The sequence below is a fragment of the Salinicola endophyticus genome, assembly GCF_040536835.1.
Lineage (GTDB): Bacteria > Pseudomonadota > Gammaproteobacteria > Pseudomonadales > Halomonadaceae > Salinicola > Salinicola endophyticus_A.
On sequence record NZ_CP159578.1, the window covers coordinates 3,331,883 to 3,349,275 of the forward strand.

The window sequence follows — 17,393 nt, forward strand, 5'->3', positions numbered from 1 at the left end:
TGCCATAGGCTTCAGAAACTCGGTATTCCCGGCCGGGAATAGAGATGTGGGGAGATAGCCATGAGCAACGCGATGACACGACTATCCGGGGTTATACGCGTCATGCCGCGGCGGGCGAGACTACCTGGCACCCGCTGGCTCGGATCACTAAAGCAGGCATCCACCATTCGCCATGGTGAATCACACTTTAGTCCAACCCCTCGTCCGCACTCCTGTCTACCCCAGCCGCCCCCATCGCTCACGCGACAATATTAGTGATGTACGAACCGGAGATGAGACACCGGCAAGCACGGTTCATCATTCGAGAGTGACCGACGCCAGCAGGTGCTCCACTCGATGTCACGACATCGTCCGCCACATAGCGTAGACAGCCGTATCAGCGAGACCTTGGGTAACCGCGAAATACAGAATCATCAACGACTGAAAGACGTGGGCAGAGGTGTCCTACCACGATCAGAAAAAGGCACCACACATAATAGCAAGCACAATACGAAGCCCCGGAGGGCTAACAATTAAAATGAGCCGCCACGCCAAGCTTGAAAAGCGCCTCACGGGCGCCCAGAACGACCGTAAATATTGCCAGCGCAGCGATGCCCACGGCACACGCAATACCGTATCGGCCCATGCCTGCCGACATGTCTCGATAGGCATTGCCATCACCGCCGCGCTGGCACTCCAAAGTTTCTACAATCCTGCCAGCGCGGCCGGGAATGACTACGAGAATGGGCAACAGGGCACGAAAACCAATGTTTTCGCACCTTTATCGGGGCCCAGTTTCGACAAGTTCGACGAGTACATGGAGCAGGGTCTCCTCGTCAAAATGCCGACGTCCAGAGACACGATCCTGCAAGACGCGGGGGGCGTGCGCAGTCAACTCGCCGAGCATAACATCGGTCTCCAGCTCCTCAGCCTGAACAGCCTCACCTACAATCTGCGCTCCCCCAGCTTTCATGGCAAACAGACCTACAATGGTGAAAAGCTGACGGGCATGTCGACCGAACAGGCTCTGGTGACTTACAACTTCGATCAGGAAGGCGTGGATCAAAAGCAGCTCATTTTCGCCGTCGTCAACACCTCGACGAACTGGCAGCCCCAGGGGCCGCGTGCGACGGCCAGCTTGAGTCGACTCGCCTACTACCAGTCATTCAATCAGAAACAATGGGAAATGAAGGCGGGTTACCTGAGTAATGCGCTCGAGTACATTGGCATTTACACCGGCGGCTCATTAGCAGGGGGAACGCAGGGCATCAATTCCGTGATCCCCTTCCAGGTCGGTCTCAGCCGACTGCCGTTTTCCTCACCCGGCATCAATCTCACATTCAACGCCGACAATGGCTTCTACAACAAACTGGGTGTCCAACGGAGCATGTCACCGGAGGGCCCGGAAGTGGAAGCCGACAACAATTCGCATGGGTTCCGCTGGCGCACACCCAGCGCCGGAACATTGTTCATCGATGAGATCGGCCTAAAGAGAAAGCCTTCGGCCGCTACACGCTACATGTGGCTGCGCGCCGGCGCGATTCATAACTCTTCCGATTACGCTGAAATGGATGGCGACGGCAAGAGTAATGGCAATTACGCCTACTATGTCGCCGCAGACGTACAGCTGACATCGCCCGGCGATACCCAGACGCACGGTCAGGGGTGGATTCTTGGCGGCAGTTACAACTATGCGCCTTCCGACAGGAACCTTTTCACCGAGTATCTGGAAGCTCGCCTGTACAAGCGCGGCATCATACCTTCGCGCCCATACGACATGTTGTCCTTCAATATCAACCGGACCAAGTTCAGTCCGGAAGCGAGGGACGCTTATGCCGCCATGTCGATCGACACCGCGCACCATTCGGATGCTGCCACAGTGTCTTATATGACACGAATTTACTCGGGGGCTTACTTGAGCACGGCGCTTAGTCACGTTTCGAACCCCAGCTTCGCCCCGACGAAAGACGATGCGCTGAACCTCAGTTTCGGCCTCAACCTATTCTTCTAATAGCGCCAGGGCCATTCACCCAAGCTTGGACAACACCCAGGAGGCACCCGGAATGAACAGAGTCTGGAGATGTACCGTATGCGGATTCGAGTATTCCGAGGCGGCAGGACTCCCTGAGGAGGGAATTGCACCAGGTACCGCCTGGGATGAGATTCCGGAAGATTGGGTATGCCCTGATTGTGGCATGGCCAAATCCGAATTTGAAATGGTGGAGGTGTAAATAGCACGGCATTCATGGCCGCGCTCCGCTGACGATCCATCTGTTTTCTATCGCTGAAATACTTTCAGCAAGGCACGAGGTAAATGCAATGAGCTACGACCGTCATGAACTGCAACGGGTGCTGGACCTGCAGCGCGCAGACTTCCTTCACTATGGAGGCGGGAGTGTCGCACAGCGACGCTCCCGCGTCAGCCGGATGGCGCTAGCGCTGCTGGAGAACATGGACGCCCTGGCAGACGCCCTCTCCTCCGACTTCGGATCGCGCCCGCCGGTAGTCTCCAAAGCCTTCGATGGGCTAAACTGGGTCGAAGATATCGAGCAGGCACTGACCAATTTGCCGCAGTGGATGGAACCCCGCGAAGTGCCTGGTGGTTTCGTACAAGCCAAACCCAAGGGCGTTGTCGGTATCATGGGGGCTTGGAACTTTCCGCTGACACTGACCTTCCAGCCAGCGATGCTGGCGCTGGCAGCGGGTAACCGGGTCATGCTGAACTTTCCCGAACACCACCAGCGGACCGGAAAGCTGTTGCGAGAGATATTCAGCGAACGGTTCGATGAAAGCGAAGTCTGTGTCTTCAATGGCGATCTCGGCACTGCCCAGGCCTTCTCGACGCTAGCGCTGGATCATCTGTTTTTCACGGGATCGCCAGCTATCGGCGAACTGGTCGCTCAAAGCGCTGGTAAGAATCTGGTTCCTGTCACCCTGGAGCTCGGCGGCAAGAACCCGGTCGTCATTGCCGACGATGCCGACATCGACCTTGCCGCCAAGAGAGTTGCCTCGAGCCGCCTCTTGAATGGCGGGCAGGTATGTCTATGCCCGGACTACGTTTTCGTGCCGGAGAAAAGGTTTGATGCCTTCGTGGACGCCCTGAAGGCAGTGCTGCAAAACCTGAGTGGCGACCTTCTGAACAACCCCGCCATCATCCCCATCATCAACGACAAGAATGTCGAGCGCATTACCTCACTGATCGATGACGCCGTTTCAAAGGGCGCCCAGAAGGTCGTCGCATTGGAAGCGGAGCAACTCGCGTCCTTGGCCGATAGCGCCACACGCAGAATTCCGCCGACCCTACTCATCGATACGCCCGAAACGGCCCAGATCAACAGCGAGGAGATTTTTGGCCCTGTCCTGGTGTTGAAGCGCTACGAGGGCCTGTCAGAGGTGATCAGTTATATCAATGCCCGCCCGGCACCGCTGGCGGCCTATTGGTATGGTGAGGACAGCAGGGATTTTCGCCGCTTCCTCGATGCGACGACCAGTGGCGGCGTCACTCGTAACGATGGCTTCGTCCACGCCTCACTGCCGGGTGCTCCCTTTGGCGGTGTGGGCCGATCCGGATCCGGCGCCTATCACGGTCGTGCCGGATTCGATACCTTCACTCACTATCGCACCGTCGCCAATAGCACGGGCGAACAGGGAACTGCCGACGCCTTCGTCGATGGCACCATGCTCGACAGCAACGCCCAAGCCAGTATCGATGGTGCCGTTGCCGCGGCCGTCTCGGCATTCAAGAAAAGCATCACTCACTGACACACGCAATCTGACCTGACGACTGCCGCTCTATCTATCGGTGATAGGTAGAGCGGCATTGTTTTGCATGGGAAGTCGGCGAGCGAATCAATAGATACATCGAGTGGCATAGCGGTGTGCGCCTCTTTCATTCGATGACGCAAGAGAAAGCGGAAACGGAACCAGCCGGCACCAGGAAAGCAAGAAACCGCTGACATCAGCGGTTTCCTGGAGATTCTTGATAGCGCTTCTTGCAGGAGAGAGGCCAGGCTTATCAGGCGCCTTTCCTTTTGGCTTCGGCGTGACGCTTGCGCGCTTGTGCTACCAGTTCTACCGCGTCGGGGCCCCACATCATACGCATGAAGTAACGCTCGACCGGTCGCGTCTGAAGCAACCAGGCCAGAGGAAGCAGCAGCACCCGAGCCGCCAGTACCTTTTTCTCCTGTCGTGGCGTCAGGCCGCTGTTTTTACGCGCTTTACCCGAGACGGCCCCCATGGCGAGCAGCTTGAACAGTCCTTCCTGGAAGAAAAGCTGGAACTTCACCTTGCGCTGCGACGGGTGGTAGTTCTTCTTGATCGACTCCTGCCAGAGCTGATGGAAGTTCTGCCCTGTTTCCGGAATGATCGACAATGTCTTGGTGACACCGAACAGATCATCATACTTCCGATAGAGCTTTTGCAGGTCATCCATCGATTGCGGCAGCTCGTCTTCGTCATGCGGGAAAAGCCGGGAGTACTCGCTGACCTGTTTGATATAGAGATCGCGCTGTTCCGGCTTCAGCCGCCGCGGCAGCCTGAGGCCGTGAAAACCCAGACGCTCGTAGACCCAAAGCATCGAATGCATTTCGGTCAACGTCGCCCACATGGAGTCTCGCGGCGAGTTGGCATCGTAACCGCCGAGTTCGGGCGTGCCGACATCGATCACATCACCCGCGACCTTCCCATGCACGCGGATCAGGTGCTCCGCGACACGGGCCGCCGTGTCCTTGTCTCCCAGCCACATGGGAGCGTGGATGCCGGAGTTTCTCTGGCCTCGATCGAAGACGTCGAACAGCGTCAGCTCGCCACGATGCGCCTTCTTCGAAATCGGGTCCCAGTCCCTGACACCCGCGACCACGGGCTTGTACGTGAGCTGCAGAATGAACTGTGCCGGTGATTGAAAGACGATGACCGCGGGGTGAAGAAGCACATCCCAAGCCAGAGAGCCTGGGCCGAATACGCCGCGCTGTGCCGCATCCTCGTCGCTGGCGACGGTAGGCACCCCATGGCGTCTCCACCGGGTCGCCTTTCCCCGTAGCCGGTCCCGGCTAACGATGACATTGGGATGAGACGCGGCCTGTGTGTCTCGTGTTGCCATGACTATGCTCCATATTCCCGAGTGGGAATATGATTTAAGACCCTGCCCATAGCAGTGTCAACTTAGCCTTTGGGAGGGGGCGGCTGGGCATTGCAAAGGGCGTCAGTGAAGGGTGCCTGTGCCCGCGGTGCGGCGCCTGGATCGCAGGGGCACGGGTGCCTTCGGAGCCTGGCCGGGTTGACCCAGGCCACCCGAGGCAAGCCAATTCGGTGCCGGTATTCAGTTCACGCCGCCGGCAGCACCCAACGCTGCGTCAGTGCTGTCGCCGTCGCCTTGCCAAGCTGGAATGGCAAAGGCGATGATAGGCCTTTAACACGACCGGTCAGACAGCACATGGAAGCAACAGGGCGCGAGGAAACAGAGGCGAGTGGGGCACGACGCCCGGGCAAGCGAGCAGGGCTGGATGTCGACCAGATCATTGCCGCAGCAAGAACGCTGCCGTTGGAAAAACTTTCCATGCAGTCGCTCGCCGATACCCTGAACGTGGACCGCAAGGCACTGCATTATCACGTCAAAGGCCGCCAATCGCTCTTCGAACTGCTGGCGCATGACGCATTTTCCAAGCAGATCTCACAGAGCCGGGTATCAGAGGCCGAGGGCTGGAGAGAGGCATGCCGGATTTATGCGCATGATCTGGCAGAAAGTGCAGCGGCGCTCGCCGAGCTGGTGGATTATCTCTGGTTCAATGACGTCACGAATGATTTGACGTTGCAACCTGTCGAGAGCCTGTTCCAGCAGCTGGATATGGCTGGCTTCACTGACGAAGAGGCCATACGTCTGGTAACGGCGCTGGCAACGCTTTGTCTGGGGCATGCGCGCGACCTGGCGCAGGCTCACAAGGAAGCGACCCGAACGCGCAAACAGCTCCTGAAATCCGCACTCGGGGCGGTGGAAAGCCACGATTTTCCCAATCTCGAGCGGATCGCGTCTCTTGATATCGATACCTACAGTGCCGAGCAGCTCGACTTCAGCATCGAGCTCATCCTCGAAGGCGCAGAGAAGATACTGGCACGCCATCGGACATAGCACCGGCATACCCCGGCATGTCAGGCCAACGTGCCTGGGCACAAAAACGCGCCTAAGCAAAAGGCGTGTCTGCGCAAAAAGACGTCCCCACGAAAAAGGGCGTGCCTTGGCACGCCCCGAGCAGCCGTTCGCTGACGCATTCAACTCGTCATGTCGAGCACTACCCGCCCTTCGATCTTCCCGGCGATCATGCGATCGAAGACGGCGTTGATGTTCTCCAGCTTGTCGGCATGCACCGTGGCCTTCACCTTGCCCTCGCCGGCGAAGTCCAGCGCCTCCTGCAGGTCGAGCCGGGTGCCGACGATCGACCCGCGCACCGTGGTGCCGTTGAGCACCATGTCGAAGATCGACAGCGGAAAGTCCCCCGGCGGCAGGCCGTTGAGCGCCACCGTGCCACCCCGGCGGACCATGCCCAGCGCCTGCTCGAAGGCCTTGGGCGAGACCGCCGTGACCAGCGCGCCGTGGGCACCGCCGATCGCCTGCTTGAGATAGGCGGCGGGGTCATGCTGCTTGGCGTTGACGGTGACCGTGGCGCCGAGCCGCTCGGCCAGCGCCAGTTTGGTGTCGTCGATATCCACTGCGGCCACGTTGAGGCCCATCGCCTTGGCGTACTGCACCGCCATGTGGCCGAGGCCGCCGATGCCCGATATCGCCACCCACTGCCCCGGGCGGGTATCGGTCATCTTCAACCCCTTGTAGACCGTCACGCCGGCACACAGTACCGGGGCGATTTCCAGGAAATCGACGTTATCGGGAATGCGACCGACATAGTCGGCCTGGGCCAGCGTATAGCCGGCGAAGCCGCCATTGACCGAGTAGCCGGTATTCTGCTGGGACTCGCACAATGTCTCCCAGCCGCCGAGACAGTGCTCGCAGTGGCCGCAGGCGGAATAGAGCCAGGGGATGCCGACCCGGTCGCCCTCCTTGACGTGCGTGACCCCAGCGCCCACCGCCACCACGTGGCCAACACCTTCATGGCCGGGAATGAACGGTGGTTCGGGCTTCACCGGCCAGTCGCCGTGGGCGGCGTGCAGGTCGGTATGACAGACGCCGGAAGCGGCGATCTTGACCAGCAGTTCACCGGGGCCCGGACGCGGCACCGGCGCTTCTTCGATGACCAGAGGTTCGCCGAAGGCACGAACCACGGCGGCTTGCATCGTGGAATCCATGGCATGCTCCTTGGGTTTTCTTGTTGGAAAGGTTTTCTTGTTGAAGAACAGCGCCGGCGGGGAGCCGGCGCCGTGCCAAGGGTGAGCGGATCGCGACAGGCGGCCTAGAAGAAGCCCATCGGGTTGATGTCATAGCTCACCAACAGATTCTTGGTCTGCTGGTAATGCTCCAGCGCCATCTTGTGGGTCTCGCGGCCGATGCCGGACTTCTTGTAGCCACCGAAGGCGGCATGCGCCGGGTACTGGTGGTAGCAGTTGGTCCAGACGCGCCCGGCCTGAATGCCCCGGCCCATGCGGAAGGCGACGTTCATGTCGCGGGTCCACACCCCGGCACCGAGACCGAATTCGGTGTCGTTGGCGATCGCCAGCGCCTCGGCTTCGTCCTTGAAGGTGGTCACGCCGACCACCGGGCCGAAGATCTCCTCCTGGAAGACGCGCATCTTGTTGTTGCCCTTGAGCAGGGTCGGCTGGATGTAGTAACCCCGGCCGAAGGCGCCCTCCAGGCTCTCCTTGCCACCGCCGGTGAGGAACTCGGCGCCCTCCTCGCGGGCCACGTCCATGTAGGAGAGGATCTTGTCGTACTGCTCCTGGCTGGCCTGGGCGCCCACCTGGACGTCGGTGTCCAGCGGGTTGCCGCGCTTGATCGCCTTGGTGCGCTCGATCACCTTGGCCATGAAGGCGTCGTACATCGACTCCTGGATCAGCGCCCGTGACGGACAGGTGCACACCTCACCCTGGTTGAGGAAGGCCAGCACCAGCCCTTCGACCGCCTTGTCGATGAACTCCGGCTCGGCGTTCATGATGTCGGCGAAGTAGACGTTGGGCGACTTGCCGCCGAGTTCGACGGTGGAGGGGATGATGTTCTCGGCGGCGCACTTGAGGATGTGCGAGCCGACCGGGGTCGAGCCGGTGAAGGCGATCTTGGCGATACGCTTGCTGGTGGCCAGCGCCTGGCCGACCTCTTCGCCGTAGCCGTTGACGATGTTGACCACGCCGGGCGGCAGCAGATCGCCGATCAGCTCCATCACCTTGAGGATCGAGACCGGGGTCTGCTCGGCGGGCTTGAGCACCACGCAGTTGCCCGCTGCCAGCGCCGGGGCGAGCTTCCACACCGCCATCAGGATGGGGAAGTTCCAGGGGATGATCTGCCCTACCACGCCCAGCGGCTCGTGGAAGTGATAGGCCACGGTGTTGGCGTCGATATCGGCCGCGGTGCCCTCCTGAGAACGGATGCAGCCGGCGAAGTAGCGGAAGTGATCCACCGCCAGCGGCAGGTCGGCGTTGAGCGTCTCGCGCACCGCCTTGCCGTTGTCCCAGGTCTCGGCGACGGCGAGCATCTCCAGATTCTGCTCGATACGGTCGGCGATCTTGAGCAGCAGGTTGCTGCGCTCGGCGACCGAGGTCTTGCCCCAGGCCGGGGCGGCGGCGTGGGCGGCGTCCAGCGCCTTCTCGATATCCTCCGCGGTGGAGCGCGGGATCTCGCAGAACACCTCGCCGGTGACGGGGCTGATATTCTCGAAGTACTGGCCCTTCACCGGCGCGACGAACTCACCGCCGATGTAGTTACCGTAACGCTTGTCGAAGCTGACGAGGGCGCCGTCGCTTCCGGGGTTGGCGTAAATCATGGCTGTGCTCCTGGCGTTATCGTTATGCGTGACACAGATCGATTCTTGGTCACGACGCCAGGCTGCGACATACTCCTCAAGCAGGAAATCGTCTCCTCCCTTGGGAGGAGACGCCACCCCGGAGCCGACGCCATGTACACCTTGCTGGTTGCCGACGATCACCCGATGTTCCGTGAGGCCATGGTCGGTGCGATCGCCGCCGCCCTCCCCGACAGCCGCGTGCTGGAAGCCGCGAGCCTGGCCCAGGCGATCGCCCAGGCCGAGGCGCAGGAGGAGCTCGACCTGTTGCTGCTCGATCTGGCACTGCCCGACAGCGAGGGCCTGGCCGGCCTACGCCGGCTGCGCGAGGCGCTGCCGTGGCTGCCGGTGGCGATCCTCTCCGCCGAGCAGAGCCGCGATATCGTGCTCGAAGCGCTGGGGCTGGGTGCGGTGGGCTATCTGCCCAAGTCGACCCCGCGCGACGACCTGCTGGCGGCGCTGCGCCAGATTCTCGCAGGCCAGGTCTACCTGCCGGCGGATATCCTGCGCCGCCCCACCGCCCGCCACGTGCCGACTGACGCCACGACGTCCGCCGCGCCCACCACACCTTCAACGAGGGCCGCGCACTCACTCAGAGCTACAGCGTCAACGGCGGCCGCCCACGGCGACCCCCTCAGCGAGGGTATCTCCCAGCTCACCGCCAAGCAGTTGCAGGTGCTGGCGTGTCTCAGCCGGGGGGAATCCAACAAGGCGATCGCTCGCGACCTGGCGATCGCCGAGACCACGGTCAAGAGCCATGTCTCGGCGATCCTGCGCAAGCTGGGGGTGAACAGCCGGGTGCAGGCGATTATCACCGCCCAGACGCTGGATCTCGACGATCCTCGGTTTCCGCCGCGCTAAGCGGAGAGGCTAAGAAGCGACACCAGCAGCATCTTCAGGCGCAACGGCTTGACCGGCTTCAACAGGTAGGCGTAGCCGCGCTCGCGAATCCGCGCCTTGAGCGCCGCATCGTGATTGGCGGTGACCATCAGCACCGGCAGGCCGGGCCGTTCGCGCTGGAGCTGTTCGGCCACCGCCAGGCCGTCGTCGTCCGCCGCGTCGAGGTGGTAGTCGACCACCAGCAGGTCGGGCCTGGGCAGGTCCGCGGCAGCCTCGCGCAGTGCGGCCAGCGATAGCCCGCCCGCGATGCGACAGCCCCACCCCGAGAGCAGCGCGCGCATGCCTTCGAGCACCGCCGGGTCATCGTCGACGATCCACACCTTCGCCCCGGCGAGCTGGTCATTGCCCGGCATGACCTCCGCCGGGGTCGCGGGGCGTGGCGCACGGCAGGCGTAGGGCACGCGAACCGAGAAGGCCGAGCCCTGCCCCGGCCGCGAGCGCAGGGTGATCGGGTGGCCCAGCATCGCGGCGATACGATCGACGATCGCCAGCCCCAGCCCCAGGCCGCGCTGTTCGCGGTCGAGCCCCGCCGCCGCACGCCGGAATTCGAGGAAGATCGCCTCGCGCTGATCGTCGGCGATCCCCGGCCCGGTGTCGCCGACCACGATCTCCAGGCCGTCGTGGCGCCGCCGGCAGCCCAGCAGGACATGCCCGGTGGCGGTGTAGCGGATGGCGTTGGTGAGAAAGTTGCGCACCACCCGCGCCAGCAGCTGCAGGTCGGAGTCGACCACCGCGGTGCTACGCACATAGTGCAGAGTCAGCCCCTGGGATTGCGCCACCTGGCGGTACTCCTCGGCCAGGGTATCGAGCAGCTCATCGGCACCGAAGGCGGCGATATCCGGCTTGAGCACGCCGGCATCGAGCCGTGAGATATCGACCAGCGTGCCCAGCAGCGCCTCGACATCCTTGAGCGAGCGACCGATCTGGCCGACCAGCGGCTTGGACGCCGCCGGCACCTCGTGCTCGTCGAGCGCGCTGGTGAACAGCCGCGCGGCGTTCAGCGGCTGCAACAGGTCGTGGCTGACCGCGGCCAGAAAGCGAGTCTTCGACAGGTTGGCCGCCTCGGCCTCGCGCTTGGCCTCGCGCAGGCGCGCTTCGGCGGCCACGCGGGTGGCGATCTCGTCGCGCAGCTGATCGTTGACCTGGCCCAGCTCGTCGAGGGTGCGGTGCAGCGCCTCGGTACGCTCGCGCACCTGCTCGGCCAGCAGCACGGCGTGCTCGAAGGCGGCATAGGGCGCACCACCGGCAACCCCGCTCGACTCCACGCGCTCGATCAGCGCCGCGCAGGTCCGTCGCAGGCGGGCGTTCTCCTCGGCCAGCGCGCGCTCACGCTCGCTCGCCGGTTCCGCCGTCTCGGCACTCGGGGCATCCAGTAGCCACCCCGGTGAGGGTCCGGTCGATGTGCTTCCCATGGTGCGGCTCTCCATAGTCTGCTCAGCGGAAGTGTCGGCTGTGCTCGATCAGGGCGCGTAGCTTGGGCGTGACCGAGCGACGGCTGGGATAGTAGAGAAAGAAGCCGGAGAACGGCGGCAGCCACTCATCGAGCAGCGAGACCAGCTCGCCACGGTCGAGATAGGGCTTGAAGGTCTCTTCCATGCCGAAGGTGATGCCGCCGCCCGCCAGCGCGGTACGCAGCATCAACTGCATGTCGTTGGTGGTGATCTGCGGTTCGACCGCGACGTCGAACGCCTGCCCGTCGCGTTCGAACTCCCAACGATACGCTGCGGTCTCCGGCAGTGGCCGCCAGCCGATGCAACGATGGCGGGTCAGCTCCCGCGGGTGGCGCGGCGGGCCGTGGCGGGCCAGATAGCCGGGCGTGGCCACCGCCACCTGGCGCTGATCACCGGTCAGCGCCACCGCGACCATATCCTTTTCGATCACTTCCCCCAGCCGTACGCCCGCATCGTAGCCGGCGGCGACGATATCGAACTCCTCGTCGCTCACCGTCACGTCCAGGGTGATGTCCGGATAGGCCTCGGCGAAGCTGGCGATCAGCGGGCCGGAGAGAAAGCGCTCGGCGATCGAGGTCGCAGTGATACGCAGCTGGCCGCGGGGCGACGCTTCCCGGTCGCGTGCCGATTCGATGGCCGCGCCGAGCTCATCGAACGGCGCCGAGACCGCCGCCAGGAACTGCTCGCCCTCCTGGGTCAGGCGCACGCTGCGCGTGGTGCGCAGGAACAGCGGCCGGCCGAGGTGGCGTTCGAGCCGCTGCACGCCTTGGCTCACCGCCGAGCGGGTCACCCCCAGACGATCGGCGGCGGCACGGAAGTTACCCGTCTGGGCGACGGTGACGAAAAGCGTCAAGAGATTGAGGTCCATGACTATTGATAAATCATGCTAACCACCAGGTCCAGTCCAGAGCCAGTTCTCTTTGACGATGCCGCCGCTTACCGTGTGCAGCAGGCAAGAAGCACTGGGCTTCTTCTTCATCCAAAGAGCACACATCATGCAAACCCTCGACAAGGTCATCCTCATCACCGGCGCGAGTGGCGGTATCGGCGAGAGTATCGCCCGCGAGCTGGCCGCCGCCGGTGCCAAGGTCATGCTCGGTGCGCGCCGTCTCGACGCGCTGGAGCGTATCGCCACCGAGATCCGCGCCGACGGTGGCAGCGTCGAGATTCATGCCCTGGACGTCACCGACCGCGACGCCATGGCCGCCTTCGCCCAGGCCGCGCTGACGCGCTGGGGGCGTATCGATGTGCTGGTGAACAATGCCGGCATCATGCCGCTTTCCCCGCTCGCCGCCTGCAAGCTGGACGAGTGGGAGCGCATGGTCGACGTCAACATCAAGGGCGTGCTGTGGGGCATCGGCGCGGTGCTGCCGACCATGGAGCGCCAGCAGGCTGGGCAGATCATCAACATCGCCTCCATCGGCGCCCTGCAGGTGATGCCCACCTCGGCGGTGTACTCCGCCACCAAGTTCGCGGTGCGCGCGATATCCGACGGGCTGCGCCAGGAGAGCCCCCACCTGCGGGTAACCTGCGTCAACCCTGGCGTGGTCGAGAGCGATCTGGCCTCGACCATCACCCACGAAGACACCGCAGACCTCGTTGCGCACTATCGTGAAGTCGCGCTCAAGCCTGTCGATATCGCACGAGCGGTGCGCCAGGTGATCGAGGCCCCGGAGAGCGTCGATACCACGGAAATCACCATCCGCCCTACCGCCTCGGCCAACTAAGCCCAGCCCGGAGCGCACTCGCCGTGACGCTCTGGGAACCCGGCGAGCATGACGCCATAGCGATTCGGCGAGTGGGCGCTCACGCTCGCTCGCCGGTTCCGCCGTCTCTGCCCTCGGGGCGTCCAATAGCCACGCCGGTGAAGGTCTGGTTGATGTGCATCCCATGGTGCTGCTCTCCATAGGTGTTGAAGCCGACCGTGCGATGGCGCCGCAACACGTCTTCCGCCGCCGCGACCCTCTCCAGCGCCTCGATCTCCAGGCGGCGCAGGAAGCAGTCGCAGCCGATCACCAGCGCCGGCGGCCCCAGGCGCGCTTCCAGCCCGGCGAACACTGTCTCGAGGTCGTCGAGAATCGGCGCCGGGGTCATCGCGGTGAGCACGATGCCGTTCTCCACCGCGCAGTAGAAGGTCAGGCTGCCATCGGGATTGACGCGCTGGATCGAACGCACGTAGTGCGCCTCGCCGATACGCACCGCCAGCGGATGGCGGGCGAAGTCGGTCTCGTCGAGTGCCTCGACCGGGCGCCCCACCAGCCGCGCATACTCCTCGGCGGCGGGCGCGGCGTTGAGTTCGAACACGGTGCGCCGCTGGCGGTCGGCGGCGGTGACCACCAGCTTCTCGCCCCGCGGCCGCAGATGGTGGGTGCTGAACACCTCGAACGGCAGCGGCGTATTGACCATCACCACCACCGCCGCCTGATCGTGAAAGCGCCCCTGGTGGAAGACGTGGGTATGCGCCAGACGATTGTCGTCGCCGGCCGAACCGCCGAAGCTGGGGATGCTGCCCAGCGCCGCATCCAACGTGGCCAGCACCTGCTCTTCACTGCTCGACAAACCATCGAGCAGGGTCAGCGCGAAGCTGTGCCCGGCGATTGGCGCTAGCGCCTGATGGCGGCACTCATTGAGCAAGGTATCGGTGAGGCGCTGAGCGCGGATCAGATCGAAGTGCGCCAGATCGTCGATCAGCGCGGTCGACACGGCAAAATGCGCCCGGGGAAAGCCGATCGCCACGATGCCGCCGCGGGCGTAACCGTTCGGCGTGATCTCCCCGGCGGTGGTGCAGCCACTGACCGGCACCCCCTCGAAAGCGGCGGTCAGCGCCTCGCCGAGGGCCGCCAGCGGGTACTCGGCGCTGCAGAAGAACAGCACCGCGCCCAGGTGCGCCCCTGCCAGCGGTTCCGCCAACGCCTGCGCCAGTTCACGCGCGGCGCGCGCCGGGTCCGGCTCATGGCTACAGGCGGTGGGCAGCACCGCGGCGGGCGAAGAGGCGCCTGCCGGGCGGGTCACCGAAGGCGGCGTCGGCGCATCGAGCATGACGGCGAACCTGCACAAGGAGTGATGCTGGCAGTGTAGGCCGCGCAGGCGCGGGCCCACAATGGGGCGCCTTGTCAGCGACCAGTCGCCATGGCCACGAACTCGGCGACGCACGGCGCATTCGCCGCCACCGCCAGCGCCAGCGTGAAGGCCGCATCGGGTGCGTCGATGGCACGATATATGATGTGATCCTGCCTGAAGGTCTGCATGCTCTCGGGCACGATCGCCACTCCCGCCCCCACGGCGACCAGCGAGAGCACCGCATGCATGCCGTGCGCTTCCTGTACCACCTGGGGCACGAAGCCGGCGTTGGCGCAGAGCCGAACCACCTGGAGGTGAAACCCGCGCCCCTCGTGCATCGGCCACATGATGAAGGCGTCATCGGCGAGATCGGCGACGGTGAGTTCCCGCTTCGCGGCCAGGGCATGATCCCGGGCGAGCGCAATGCACAGCCGATCCTGATCGAAGGGGTACAACGCAAGGTCGGTATGTTCGCCGAGTGGCGGGATGACCACGCCGACATCGAGCCGCCCTTCGCGCAGCGCGGCCAGCTGTGCGGCGGTCGTCGCCTCCCGCAGTTCGAGATCCACCCTCGGCTTCGCGGTTCGAAAATCGCGGATCGTATCGGGCAGGCGGCCGTAGAGCGCGCTGCCGACATAACCCAGACGCACATGGCCAAGGCAGCCCGCGGCGGTATCACGTGCGGCCTGAACCGATAGATCAGCCTGACGCAGGGTCTCCCGGGCCTCGCGCAGAAAGACCCCCCCTGCTGCCGTCAGCCCCAGCACGCGTTTACCGCCCCGCTCCAGAAGCTGAACGCCAAGCTCCTCCTCGAGCCTGCGCATCGCCACGGTCAGAGGCGGTTGGGACATGCCGAGCCGCTCGGCGGCTCGATGAAAATGCTGCTCCTCGGCCACGGCGACGAACTGCGCCATCTTGCGCAGGTCGACCATGCCCCGCCCCGACGCCACCGCATTTGATACGAAAGCCATATCAAAACCGCTCTACAAAGATATTGGCACTATTATAACGCCCCTCTCATGCTTCCCTCTCTCGTTCTCATATCTCTAGTACTCATGTCTCTAGGGTTCATGCCCACAGGAGGAAGCCATGGCTCAGACACCTGTTTTTCAAGATCAGGTCGTGCTCATCACCGGGGCCGGGCGCGGCCTGGGGCTGGCCTATGCCCGCCTGATCGGCACGCTCGGCGCGACGATTCTGCTGCATGACGTGGGCGCCGATGACAGCGGCAACGGGCTCGACCCTGACGTCGCCCGCGCCGCGGCGCAGCGCCTGCGCGATGAAGGCATCGAAGCGCATCCTTTTGACGCCCCCATCGAGACCCGCGAGCAGTGTCATGCGCTGGTGACTGCATGCCTCGGGGTACGTGGCCGCCTGGATGCTCTCATCCACAACGCCGGCTGGGTGGCCTACGAACGGATCGAGGCGATCCAAGCGTCATCGTTCGAGCACGCCATGGCGGTGATGGCCGGCGCGCCGCTATGGCTGGCCCAGGCCGCCTGGCCCAGCCTGCGTGCAGCGGGCCACGGGCGTATCGTCCTGACCACCTCTGACCGCGCGCTTTTTCCGCAGTACGTCCACCGGGGGCTCGCCGCCTACGCTGCGGCGAAGATGGCCGCAGTCGGCATCGTGAACGTGCTGGCCGCCGAGGGCGCGGATCACGGCATCGTGGTCAATGCGGTCTCGCCGATCGCCAAGACGCGCATGTGGGGCGTCGAGGAGGAGCCGCAAGAGCTGAAGCCCGCCGCCGTGGCGCCGGGGGTCGCCTTTCTCGCCTCTTCCCGCTGTCACTCAGGCGGGTGGATTCTGCGGGCGGCCAACGGCCAGTTTCACGCCACCCGCGCCACCGAGGCCAACGGAGTCGACTATCCGCGTGACCTACGTGGCGTGCCGGCGACCACCCTGGACGAGGTCGCCGAGGCCTGGGCGCGAATCGCCTGCGTGACGCCCGAAGCTCGCTAGCCCCTACTCGGGCGAGCATTCAGACAATGAGCATGCATCGCCCATTTCCTCCACGCTGCCCTCCGCCGATCAGCTGACGCGCAGTGCGGCGCTGTTAAAGGCGCTGGGTGATCCCGCCAGGCTGGATCTGCTCTATCGCTTGAAGGATGGCGAGCGTTGCGTCGGCGAGCTGGTGGGTGATGATGCCAAGCTCTCGACGGTTTCCGCCCGGTTGCAGACACTGCTGAACGCTCAACTGGTCAAGCGGCGCCGCGATGCGCGGCACCTCTACTACAGCCTGGCCGACCAGCATGTCGTTCAACTGATGGACAACGCGCTCGCGCATGCCGATGAGGACGCCCAGTCGTCGTAGACACGGGGATGCCTCGCTCGGGCTGAAGCGCCACCCACTGCCCTTCTCATGCAAGCCCTCTAACGCAAGCTGACACAGGAGTCGACGATGAGCTGCAACACGCACGACAACCACCCGCATGAACACGGCCCGAACTGCGGTCACACCCAGGTCGAGCACAACGGCCATGTGGACTATCTACACGATGGTCACCTGCATCATCCGCACGGTGATCACATCGACGAGCACGTGATCGAAGTCTCCGATCAGAACCCGGAAGCCTGCACCCCGAATCATCATTGCAGCGACCATGCCGCCGACCACGTGCACGGCCCGGACTGCGGCCATGAAGCCGTGCCGCATGGCGACCATGTCGACTATCTGGTCAATGGCCACCTGCACCACCCGCATGGCAACCACTGCGACGACCACGGCCCGGTCAGCATCGTACGCTGATCTCGCCCTGCATCGCTCGTAATGCAAAACGGCCAGGCATCGATATGCCTGGCCGTTTTCGTTGGTATGCCTTGCGCCTGATCATCAGCGGCGCCTGCTCACGGATAATCTGTGCGTGGCCCGCTCGGCCCCTGCATCGGGGCAAGACTCACCCCACCAGATGGCGCGCGAAGAAGTCGAGCAGTTGGGTGTGGTGGGTATTTTCCGCCTCACTACTCAGGACATGGTCCTCCCCTGCGTAGTAATACACCTCCGGGGTGCGGCCATCGAACGCGCCGCAGATACAGTCCGGCGTGCTGTGCTCGGACACGGCATCGG

Annotated in this window: 17 protein-coding genes; 9 read left to right on the forward strand and 8 right to left on the reverse strand. The window is 63.8% G+C overall.

The window, feature by feature from the left end; translation table 11 throughout:
• Window positions 1-517 precede the first annotated feature (517 nt).
• The 3 genes from ABV408_RS15140 (at window position 518) to ABV408_RS15150 (ending at window position 3,741) form a co-directional block, all read left to right on the forward strand.
• Window positions 518-1,990 (forward strand): carbohydrate porin, encoded by a 1,473-nt coding sequence (locus tag ABV408_RS15140; RefSeq protein WP_353979730.1) that lies wholly within the window; start codon window positions 518-520, stop codon window positions 1,988-1,990.
• A 52-nt stretch (window positions 1,991-2,042) separates the two neighbouring features.
• Entirely contained in the window at window positions 2,043-2,210 is a 168-nt protein-coding gene (locus ABV408_RS15145; RefSeq protein ID WP_353979731.1) for a rubredoxin, read from the forward strand.
• 88 nt (window positions 2,211-2,298) lie between these two features.
• Window positions 2,299-3,741: an aldehyde dehydrogenase family protein gene (locus ABV408_RS15150; protein WP_353979732.1), complete on the forward strand. Its 1,443-nt coding sequence runs from the start codon at window positions 2,299-2,301 to the stop codon at window positions 3,739-3,741.
• A gap of 253 nt (window positions 3,742-3,994) precedes the next feature.
• Here the strand turns inward: ABV408_RS15150 and ABV408_RS15155 are convergent, their stop codons facing one another.
• Window positions 3,995-4,981 (reverse strand): oxygenase MpaB family protein, encoded by a 987-nt coding sequence (locus ABV408_RS15155; protein ID WP_353979733.1) that lies wholly within the window; start codon window positions 4,979-4,981, stop codon window positions 3,995-3,997.
• Window positions 4,982-5,410: 429 nt separating this feature from the next.
• Between ABV408_RS15155 and ABV408_RS15160 the strand changes: the two genes are divergently transcribed.
• Window positions 5,411-6,103, forward strand: a complete 693-nt coding sequence (locus ABV408_RS15160; RefSeq protein ID WP_353979734.1) for a TetR/AcrR family transcriptional regulator C-terminal domain-containing protein — start codon at window positions 5,411-5,413, stop codon at window positions 6,101-6,103.
• 140 nt (window positions 6,104-6,243) lie between these two features.
• Here the strand turns inward: ABV408_RS15160 and adhP are convergent, their stop codons facing one another.
• On the reverse strand, window positions 6,244-7,272 hold the full coding sequence (gene adhP / locus ABV408_RS15165) for an alcohol dehydrogenase AdhP (RefSeq protein WP_353979735.1): 1,029 nt from the start codon (window positions 7,270-7,272) through the stop codon (window positions 6,244-6,246).
• Between the two features lie 104 nt (window positions 7,273-7,376).
• Window positions 7,377-8,897 carry an aldehyde dehydrogenase family protein gene (locus tag ABV408_RS15170; RefSeq protein ID WP_353979736.1) on the reverse strand — a complete coding sequence of 507 codons (1,521 nt, stop codon included), beginning with the start codon at window positions 8,895-8,897 and terminating at the stop codon, window positions 7,377-7,379.
• 132 nt (window positions 8,898-9,029) lie between these two features.
• Between ABV408_RS15170 and ABV408_RS15175 the strand changes: the two genes are divergently transcribed.
• On the forward strand, window positions 9,030-9,776 hold the full coding sequence (locus tag ABV408_RS15175) for a response regulator transcription factor (RefSeq protein WP_353979737.1): 747 nt from the start codon (window positions 9,030-9,032) through the stop codon (window positions 9,774-9,776).
• On the opposite strand, the gene ABV408_RS15180 is transcribed toward ABV408_RS15175, so the two are convergent.
• Window positions 9,773-11,227 carry a hybrid sensor histidine kinase/response regulator gene (locus ABV408_RS15180; RefSeq protein ID WP_353979738.1) on the reverse strand — a complete coding sequence of 485 codons (1,455 nt, stop codon included), beginning with the start codon at window positions 11,225-11,227 and terminating at the stop codon, window positions 9,773-9,775. The two genes, ABV408_RS15175 and ABV408_RS15180, sit on opposite strands and share 4 nt — an antisense overlap.
• 22 nt (window positions 11,228-11,249) lie before the next feature.
• Window positions 11,250-12,134 carry a LysR family transcriptional regulator gene (locus ABV408_RS15185; RefSeq protein ID WP_353979739.1) on the reverse strand — a complete coding sequence of 295 codons (885 nt, stop codon included), beginning with the start codon at window positions 12,132-12,134 and terminating at the stop codon, window positions 11,250-11,252.
• A 127-nt stretch (window positions 12,135-12,261) separates the two neighbouring features.
• Between ABV408_RS15185 and ABV408_RS15190 the strand changes: the two genes are divergently transcribed.
• A complete protein-coding gene (locus tag ABV408_RS15190) occupies window positions 12,262-12,993 on the forward strand; it encodes an SDR family oxidoreductase (RefSeq protein ID WP_353979740.1) in 732 nt (243 codons plus the stop codon).
• 79 nt (window positions 12,994-13,072) lie between these two features.
• On the opposite strand, the gene nosP is transcribed toward ABV408_RS15190, so the two are convergent.
• Window positions 13,073-14,305, reverse strand: a complete 1,233-nt coding sequence (nosP, locus tag ABV408_RS15195) for a nitric oxide-sensing protein NosP (protein WP_353979741.1) — start codon at window positions 14,303-14,305, stop codon at window positions 13,073-13,075.
• Between the two features lie 74 nt (window positions 14,306-14,379).
• Window positions 14,380-15,258 carry a LysR family transcriptional regulator gene (locus tag ABV408_RS15200; RefSeq protein ID WP_353979742.1) on the reverse strand — a complete coding sequence of 293 codons (879 nt, stop codon included), beginning with the start codon at window positions 15,256-15,258 and terminating at the stop codon, window positions 14,380-14,382.
• Window positions 15,259-15,415: 157 nt separating this feature from the next.
• Here ABV408_RS15200 and ABV408_RS15205 point away from each other — a divergent pair, with 157 nt between their 5' ends.
• From ABV408_RS15205 to ABV408_RS15215, 3 genes are all read left to right on the forward strand, one after another.
• Window positions 15,416-16,288 (forward strand): SDR family NAD(P)-dependent oxidoreductase, encoded by an 873-nt coding sequence (locus tag ABV408_RS15205; protein ID WP_353979743.1) that lies wholly within the window; start codon window positions 15,416-15,418, stop codon window positions 16,286-16,288.
• Between the two features lie 139 nt (window positions 16,289-16,427).
• A complete protein-coding gene (locus ABV408_RS15210) occupies window positions 16,428-16,640 on the forward strand; it encodes a hypothetical protein (protein ID WP_353979744.1) in 213 nt (70 codons plus the stop codon).
• Window positions 16,641-16,727: 87 nt separating this feature from the next.
• A complete protein-coding gene (locus tag ABV408_RS15215) occupies window positions 16,728-17,075 on the forward strand; it encodes a hypothetical protein (protein ID WP_353979745.1) in 348 nt (115 codons plus the stop codon).
• Between the two features lie 148 nt (window positions 17,076-17,223).
• Here the strand turns inward: ABV408_RS15215 and ABV408_RS15220 are convergent, their stop codons facing one another.
• Window positions 17,224-17,385 (reverse strand): hypothetical protein, encoded by a 162-nt coding sequence (locus tag ABV408_RS15220; RefSeq protein ID WP_353979746.1) that lies wholly within the window; start codon window positions 17,383-17,385, stop codon window positions 17,224-17,226.
• Window positions 17,386-17,393 lie beyond the last annotated feature (8 nt).